We start from the raw sequence: 8608 nt of genomic DNA on the forward strand, positions 1-8608 counted from the left end.
TTGATTGAGCTTCTGCAATAACCGGGTAATTTGACGGGTGGAAAGATTCAGGATTTCAGCAGCACGGACCTGGGTAATACGATGATCTCTAACGTCTTGCAGAACTGCAAGACGTTGAATTTCTTTGTCAGACATAGTGATCAGCATCTATATTTTATATACAGTCCATGGTGATAAAAACCATCGTAAACCAGACATTTTTATTGGTGAGAATATAGACATTTTGAATGGGTTCTAACATTTTGACTTCGCATAAGAGATTTTATGTTAAATAATGTGTTCCGAAAAATGGAATTTATACAAAATAATTCAAAGGCTTATAACTTTCCCTATTTCTTTTTTATATTCTTCTTCTGAAGCCTTCTATTATTTAATTTAAGTTCCCATCTTTCAATGAAAGAAAAGATAGGGACTAAAATGTAGTGTTGAAAAATACTGTGGTAATGTCGCTTCTCACATATATCAAGCTTTTCGTTATTTTTTTCTATTAGGCTTTGGGTATAAGTCAAATCAAAATATCTTGAATACACTTCAAAACTTTGCCAATCAATAATTCCTTGCTCTTTAGCACTATTTAATACATTTTCTACATGTTTTTTTCCGTTATCACTCCAAAGTAAATCAATATCAAAATTCAAACCTTCAATAATGCTAGGTTTCTTTTTATCAGTAGAAAGATACGTGAATGTTTTATACCCATGAATATTAATATACTCAATGTGGTAAAGCACTTTATCACCTAATGCTCTATCATTAATTAAATCCCCCCCATAACCATTAATATATCCTGTTCCTGCTCGGTTAAAGAAAATATCTAGAACACTATCTTTTTTAAATTTTTTACAGACAACGAGTCCATCTAAAGTATCTAAGACAATTCTCTTTGTTATTTTTTTATCATTTATGGCTTTATCAATATTTTCTATTCTTGTCATGCCTGCGAAATATACATGGACTGCTGGAAGTTTGTAATGCATCACTTCGTAGGATTTTAGAGTTAAAAAATTATTATCCATTTCACTAAGTTTGATATAAATATTACGCCCTAGTCTTAAATAAATATTATTAATAATTAATGGCTTATCCTTATTATTTAGTAATAGCACTGAACTTATGTAATTTGTGCTATGTTGATTCGTTCCTGAAACTCCATACCATGCTGATACATTAGCTCCACTTTTTCGAAAATAATTCTTTAATGCGAAATATAAGCCTAAAATGGATAATATAAGTGTCGGAAGAAAGAAAACAGGAGTTTGTTTTAGAAAATCTTTAATATCTAGATAATAAATAGGATCTATCCATGTAAAGTATGAAATAGTAAACCCAAAAAATATAAGTAAAATGAAAATTTCATGTTTTTCGTTCATATCAAGCTCTTTATTTGGGATTCTTTCGGATTCATTAAACTTGGATAGGTTACCTTTTAATAAATTAGCGATTAAAATCTTCTAAATTGATGTAGTTTACTTGAAAGTTCTTCATTCAGCTTTATGAAATTCATCAAATATTCTTCAGTAATTCTCTCTTGTTTTCCATTTTTATGCTTAGTTGCGAGCATTTGATTATCTACATCATCAGAAACACCAGCTGGAGCTGTAATTTGAAAGCTATGTATTATTCGATTTCTTATATCAACGATATCACTAAAAAGTTGTGCAATAGTTTCATCTGAATTTGCTGTAATCGTCTTTTTAATATCAACACTCAGATGACCTGACATTTTGTCTATAAGTTTATGCCATTCATATTGACCAGTCTGATCTACTCTTAATATATTTTCTATCACAAAGTTATTATTTGAATTAAATACGCAAATAGCCGTTCCTATAAGTTCTCTATACTTTTTTGATGGTAAAGCTTGACGTGTGTAACTTTCATACATGCTATTAAATCCTAAATTTCAATTTTTAAAGATTTCCTAAAATTAACATAATACACGTTATACGAATCTAAAAATGGGAGCCTTTAGCTCCCTTTTTATTGTTAGACATTGAATCCTATATGTTTTCCTGTTGGAAGCTCCACATCAATACGGAGCTTTCCACCCATTGCCTCAACATACTTTTTCATGGTTGATATTTTAAGATCATTGCCACGATTTTCTATTGCCGAGAGTGATGGCTGTTTTATTCCCAAAGTTTCAGCAAGCTCTTTTTGAGAAATTTCGAGTTCTTCACGAATAAGATGAAGCTGATTTTCTAGCAGTAATTCATCTGCCATTTTTTGAATACGGGCTTGGCTCTCTGGAGAGCGGCTAGCTAACAATTCTTGTAGAGTCTTAGCCATTAGATTTATCTCCTAGTGTAGTGAGATGAAGTTGGTATTGTTCATCTGCAATATCCAGCATGTCTTTATAAAAACGCTTTTTACCGCCTTTATCAGCAATACATAGAACAATAGCCTGTCGTAAGGGATCAAATGCGAAGAAAGCTCTTAAGGGTCTACCGCGATGTTGAACGCGCAGTTCTTTCATATTGGTAAATTTAGACTCATACACAGTATCTACTAAAGGGCGGCCTAAACTCGGTCCCTGCTGCTGTAGAACAACCAGTGCAGCTAGGACCTTCTCTTGAGTAGATTCATCTTGCTGTTCAAGCCACTGATTAAATAGATCTGTCGTAATGACTGTCCACATACCACAACCAAAATATAGATTATAGTCTATATTTTAGAAGCATTATGCTTGTTTTGCAAATGAGAAATGATAGGCAATAAAAAACCCCGGCATCCTGCCGGGGTTTTTCATATTGGGTTGCTAAGTATGACTCCTGTCTTACCTCACGTTCCTGGTGCGATCTTTCTTATTCTTGTTGTTTGGAACATCCTGTTCTCTATGGCTTCATCATAGGAAAATTCCACTGTCCCAGGTAGCCGCAAAGGGCCGAGATTTATGTACGCCAGAGCGTACAAAATAGCCTAAATTTTATCCACAAAAAATGTGGATAATTTTGGACATTGAGGCATTGATAAAATTTGAAAAATCTCAAAATTGATTACTTTTTAAACAAAATTATTGGCAAGAACTATCAAAACCGCTCATAAAAAAGCCGACTTGTTTCAAAATCGGCTTTTTGCGGTTTTTATGATCAGAATTAATTTTTTAAGTAATTGATATTTAGATTAATATACAAGTGTACTTCGTATAACCGCCATTATGTTAAATGGATAGTGAATTGATGGAAAATTCACTCTCTCCTTTGAGAAAAACTTGCAGACCCTTTTTTAATTTGTAATCTGGACTGCCATCTCTTTACTAAATAAATTTATACATTGAATAAGACAGAGCTAAAAGAACAGAGGACATCCACAGAATAAAGAAATATTCTCTAAATTTATGAAAAAATAAAATATGTATAAAAAATGCTAAAGTTATGACTAGGAAAATCCAAGTCATTATTCCCACTGAAAAACCGTTATCCAGACAGTTCAGATATAAAGACAGTGCCAGAAAAATCACTGAGTATATTTTTAACAAAGGTTGAGAATAATGAAAGCTTAGAAAAGGATACCCAAGTTTTTTCATTCCACTTTGACTGGTCATACACAGCTGCATCATTGCAACAATTGCCCACAATATTGCAGCCAGGCTCATTTGGCCACCTCACGCAGCTTTATTTTCTTGAAATAAAAACAGGCAAATATATATCCCGTGGCGATGAGCATCAATACAAGATCAACTCCTGCTACAGACCATTGCTGATGCCGCAAGGTATTAAAGAAGAATGTTTGAGGAGCCAAGACGATCGGGCTGAATACTGTCATCCATAAAATAACAGCAGTGAGGATAAAGGCCAAAACTATGGCTTTTTGCATTTTAACCAGTATTGGAATGAATAGAATACCCACCCAGCTGATAAAAAATATGCCTAACTCATACTGAATCCGCTGTTCAAGACTGGCCGTCAAAATCCGGTTAGCCAAAAAATACATGGCTGTCGCAAACGGCAAGCCCAGAAAAGTAAAATAATTAAGGTGAGCAACCACATTATAACTTAAGGTAAGTTGCTCTTTAATGCGTTTCTTTTGCCACAATAAAGCCCCTGCGACCAGCATGATGCAACCGACAAGGCCTAAACTCGCTAGTATCCCCCTCATCCATTGACTGGCGTAATATCCTAAATGAATACCATAAGTTGCTGAGCTTATTTGAGCGACAGGATGCAGATTTCTTTCGGAATTCAGATTCTGTCCGGTATTTGCTGCAAAAATAAATTGCGGATTATTGAAAGTAATTAATTGGTTATATCCATAATTAAACGTAATTAAGGCTTCCGCAGTATTTGGATTTTTGACTTCAAATTTCTCCAGTGCCGCTCCATTACTTGCCTGTTGAGGTAGTTGACGGGAGAATACAGAAAATTCTTTTAATTGAAGAGCTGAATTTGCTGCCGATTTTGGCGGATTGATATATTGTATTTCACTATAAAACTTCTTTATTCCATTCTCGCCATAGTGTTTATTGATTCCCGCTGGTACAAGCAGATAGAAGAAAATCATAATCCCGGTGAAGGCCATAATTAGATAAAAAGGCAGGGTCACTACACCGGTAATATGATGCAAATCCAATAAGGTACGCTGTCCCTTAAAACTCCGGAATACAAAAAAATCTTTAATTATTTTTTTATGGGTAAATATCCCGGTAATTAATGCAATGAGAAATAGTACCCCGACAATAACCACAAGCGTTCTACCGACGACATCGGGCAAAGGATACAGACTGTAATGTAATTTAAAAAAAAAGTCGCCTCCCAGACTTTCCCTTCCCTCTGTTAAAATTAACCCTGTATTGGGGGCTTGCAGCTTATAGTACTTATGGTTTTGGTCTTGCCATTCCAAGGTGTTAAAAGGCATACGGGGACTGGCAAGACTCACTCGCCATCTTTTGGCATCTGGGGCATGAGTATTTAAATAATCGTAGGCAACCTGGGCCGACTCAAAGGAACTAGGAGGCGCTTTTAGATATAAAAAATTTTCAGGTTTAGACCAAAGATTAATTTCAGTTCTGAAATAGGCAATAGAGCCGGTAAAAAAGATCAAGAAAACCGACCACAATACAACGATACCTAACCAGCTGTGTAAAGTTGCCTGTATCTGGCGAAATTGCATTTAATTTTCTCCAAATTTTTTTATGATCCAATAGCTCAGCAATAAAATATAACTGAGATAATTGATGCTCTTTTGCCATAATTTAGACGGAATACAAGGAACTAAAACAATATAAAAAATGAGAAAAGTAAAACTTAGGAGGGCAGATAAATAGATATTTTCAGCTGTTGCAAAGGGTAAATAATCAGGTAAAACCCAAGAGATCCATAAGCTATAGCCATAAGCAGCCAGGCAGATATAAAAAAGTTCTTTAATAGATAACCACTCTGGTTTTTGTTTATCCATTGACCTTATCTTTCATCCCATCTCAGGAAGTGAAGAAGTATCTGTATTGCTACAGATACTTCCCGGGTAAGCATTAATAATTAATGGTATAGCTTAGGCCAAAAGTACGACCTTCAGCAGGAAGCGCCAACAGCGCATTACCATTGGTCACAGCAGCTTGTTGTGCAAATACGGTTCTGTACTGCTTGTCCCAGACATTATAGACACCAAAATCGACACGGCCTTTGGCCACAGGGAAATGTGCCAGTACATCCATCGTGGTATAGCCTTTAATCTCTGCCGCACTATTACCATCAGTTAAACCTGCGGCTTTTAATGCCTGGTCATCTTTGTAGGCTTCATCAGTGCCTTTGATGGCTAGCATTTGTGCACGTACACCATAACCTTCTTCATTATTCCACTCAGCAAACAGGGTGCCTTTCATAGGCGACACTGCAAAAGCATTCAGTTCATGCCATTGATCTGCTGCATCTTTATATTGTCCGCGTGTGTAGCCCAAGGTACCACCGACCTTATAGTTGTCCATAAATGGATAACTTACTGTAGCTTCTGCTCCATAAATGCGTTGATCGGTATCCACCACATTTACTGAACGGTCAGCGTTGAACTGTACCACCTTATCGGAGGTATTATAGAAACCAGTTAAACCCAAGTTTAAGCCGTCGTCCTGATTTAAGCGCCAGCCCAATTCGTAGCTGTTGACCGTGATCGGTGCAATACCTGACGTCGTTAAGGTATAGGCAGCTACATCACGCAGCACGCGTTGTACATCCGGATAACTATAACCTTGTGAAAAATTGGCATAAACTTGCTGCGCATCTGTTAACTCATAGACTGCACCTAAATTGAACAGGAACTTATCAGCATCGGTAGAGTCAGCCGCCATTAAAGTAACCGGATTGCGTGCGGTTAAATAACTGTCAGTGTCTGCCTGAACATACTGATAACGCACACCGGCCTGTACATTCAAACGATCCGTCAGTGCATAATCCCCTTGTACAAATGTGCCAATATTCTGAATCTCTGTATCAGGCCCAGAACCTTGTTTCTCACCTGTCGGAGTGTAGACCAGACCATTATTACTTGGCGTATAGTAATCAGACCACTGATGGTCTTTTTCCCAGTCATAGTCCAGACCATAAGTCAGTTTTAAATCTCGCTCGGCTACCTGCAGGTCAGATTGAACAGTAGAGCGAATTCCGGCATAGTCCACATTTGATTGGCTTTGTTTCACATTCACGCCATCTTTTGAATAACCATATGGTACGAAACGCGCTTTTTCATTCCTGTAATACGCTTCAACATTTAAGGTTTGTCCCAGGAAATCCTGGTTTTGATACTGGGAATTAAATGCATAGCGTTCTGTAAAGGGTTGTTTATCTAAATTCCACCCTTTAATGGATTTATAAGAAGGCTGTGTCCCGGCTTGCAGATAAGAATAGTCAGGACCATATTCGGTATCCTGTTCATCGTTGTAATATTGTGCACCAAAACTTAAGCTTTGCTTATCGGTTAAATTAAAGTTTAAACGACCATTCACATCCAGAGTATCGGTATCCATCGTGCTACCTTGCCAAGGACTTAACGAAATACGATCCCCCTTACCATCAAACTGCGAACCCCGACTGGTATAATCTACCCCTAAAAAACCGTCCATCTTTTCATTATTAAATGAAGCAGTCTGCCCCACTTGATAAGCCAAACTATCACGACGGAAATTATCAGCCGATGTCAGGCCTAACTTGGTCTGAAAGCTGACCGGTTTCGATTTGTCCGCACGTTTGGTAATAATATTAATAATCCCACCCGTCGCACCTGAACCATAAATGCTAGTCGCACCTGAAACCACCTCGATATGATCAATCATATTTGGACTGATACTGTTAAGCTGACGTGCCACATCGCGCGAACCGGTCTGTGAAACTCCATCAATCATAACCAGTACATTCCGTCCGCGCATGGTCTGACCATAGTTACTGGTGGTTCCACTGCTAGGTGCCAGTGAGGGTACCAGCTGCGCTAAAACGTCTGCTACTTTTCGACCCGCTCCAGCCTGTTGAGCAATTTCTTCACCCTGAATGGTCTGCACAGTTCCCGCAACTTCCGCAATTGTTTTAGGGGTACGGGTTGCTGTTACCACAATAGGAGAAAGCTTGAGAGTTTTATCTGAACTTTCCTGTTCCTTAGATGCAGGACTTGGCTTTTGTGCATACAGCTGTGAAGAAATGGCGACACTAAGAAGACACAGGCTGAATTGAGATAGTCGCATTACTATTCCCTTTACATAAATATTAATATTGGCGCAAATAATAATCATTATTGTTATCGGTGTAAATTTTTTGTTACATTCTTTACTTTTATTTTAACCTACTATTTAAATCACGTTTTAAATTAGTCTAAATCCCTAAATGCGAGAATTGAATAGCCACTAAATTTTTCTATGCTCTATAGTTCTTCTAAAATTAACATAATACACGTTATACGAAATTTAAAAAATGATATTATCCTTATGATAATTAAAGAAATTTAAAAATTTCGTATAATCGCCATTATGTTAAATCACTCTAATTTTTCATCTTAATAAAGTATTATTAATAACATAACGAATTAAATATAACTTTGATTTGAAGGCATAAAATGAAATTTTTCAAACTTGCATCTATTGCTCTAGGACTGATCTTTTCTATGGAAACTTTGGCAAATCCAACATTTTCAAATGAGTTATTAACAAAGGCTGAAAATGGTGATTCATCAGCACAATTAGAATTAGCCGATGTATATATACATGGTTACGGTATTGAAGAAGATGAAGCTCAAGCCGAAAGCTGGGCTATTAAGTCAGCGGAAAGTGGCAATATCGATGCAATGTATTGGCTTGGTGATGGGTATGCGACATATGCTGGTTTAGTTGAAGATATGGACCCAACTGATGCTGAAGAACATTATAAGAAAGCTTTTGTGTGGTTCTCAAAAGGATCTGACTTAAATCATACTGATTCTATGGTGGGTTTAGCTAATTTATATCGTAATGGTGAGGGAGTTACTGAAGATACTGCTAAGGCATTAGATTTATTTAAAAAAGCTGCGTCTCTTGGCAGTAAAGAGGCTATGAGGGATCTTGAATTTATGTATCGATATGGAATAGGTGTAGAAAAAAATTTAGATAAAGCAAAATTTTGGGAAGATAAGGCACAGATGTAACTATGTAGAATAA

At 36.7% G+C, this 8608-nt stretch carries 9 protein-coding genes and 1 pseudogene; 1 reads left to right on the forward strand and 9 read right to left on the reverse strand.

Annotated features, from left to right (window positions below):
- The 9 genes and pseudogenes from MWG72_RS15155 to MWG72_RS15195 form a co-directional block, all read right to left on the reverse strand.
- Positions 1–147: pseudogene (locus tag MWG72_RS15155) on the reverse strand (helix-turn-helix domain-containing protein); the annotation flags it as partial.
- Between the two features lie 182 nt (positions 148–329).
- Positions 330–1370, reverse strand: a complete 1041-nt coding sequence (locus tag MWG72_RS15160) for a hypothetical protein (protein ID WP_247144404.1) — start codon at positions 1368–1370, stop codon at positions 330–332.
- Between the two features lie 71 nt (positions 1371–1441).
- Positions 1442–1885 (reverse strand): selenium binding protein, encoded by a 444-nt coding sequence (locus MWG72_RS15165; RefSeq protein WP_247144405.1) that lies wholly within the window; start codon positions 1883–1885, stop codon positions 1442–1444.
- A gap of 101 nt (positions 1886–1986) precedes the next feature.
- Entirely contained in the window at positions 1987–2289 is a 303-nt protein-coding gene (locus tag MWG72_RS15170; protein WP_001140620.1) for a helix-turn-helix domain-containing protein, read from the reverse strand.
- On the reverse strand, positions 2282–2638 hold the full coding sequence (locus MWG72_RS15175) for a type II toxin-antitoxin system RelE/ParE family toxin (protein WP_000269911.1): 357 nt from the start codon (positions 2636–2638) through the stop codon (positions 2282–2284). Before MWG72_RS15175 ends, MWG72_RS15170 begins: the two co-directional genes overlap by 8 nt.
- Before the next feature lie 618 nt (positions 2639–3256).
- Positions 3257–3595: a hypothetical protein gene (locus MWG72_RS15180; protein WP_247144406.1), complete on the reverse strand. Its 339-nt coding sequence runs from the start codon at positions 3593–3595 to the stop codon at positions 3257–3259.
- Positions 3592–5109, reverse strand: a complete 1518-nt coding sequence (locus MWG72_RS15185) for a PepSY-associated TM helix domain-containing protein (RefSeq protein WP_247144407.1) — start codon at positions 5107–5109, stop codon at positions 3592–3594. The genes MWG72_RS15180 and MWG72_RS15185 overlap by 4 nt, the downstream gene beginning before the upstream one ends.
- Positions 5110–5394, reverse strand: a complete 285-nt coding sequence (locus tag MWG72_RS15190) for a hypothetical protein (protein WP_247144408.1) — start codon at positions 5392–5394, stop codon at positions 5110–5112. It lies immediately after the preceding gene.
- Between the two features lie 73 nt (positions 5395–5467).
- Positions 5468–7663, reverse strand: a complete 2196-nt coding sequence (locus MWG72_RS15195) for a TonB-dependent receptor (protein WP_247144409.1) — start codon at positions 7661–7663, stop codon at positions 5468–5470.
- A 416-nt stretch (positions 7664–8079) separates the two neighbouring features.
- On the opposite strand from MWG72_RS15195, the gene MWG72_RS15200 reads away from it, so the two are divergent.
- The gene (locus tag MWG72_RS15200) at positions 8080–8595 is read left to right on the forward strand and encodes a tetratricopeptide repeat protein (RefSeq protein ID WP_086044995.1); all 516 of its coding nucleotides are present in this window, start codon (positions 8080–8082) and stop codon (positions 8593–8595) included.
- Positions 8596–8608 lie beyond the last annotated feature (13 nt).

It is taken from the genome of Acinetobacter lwoffii, assembly GCF_022967985.1.
Lineage (GTDB): Bacteria > Pseudomonadota > Gammaproteobacteria > Pseudomonadales > Moraxellaceae > Acinetobacter.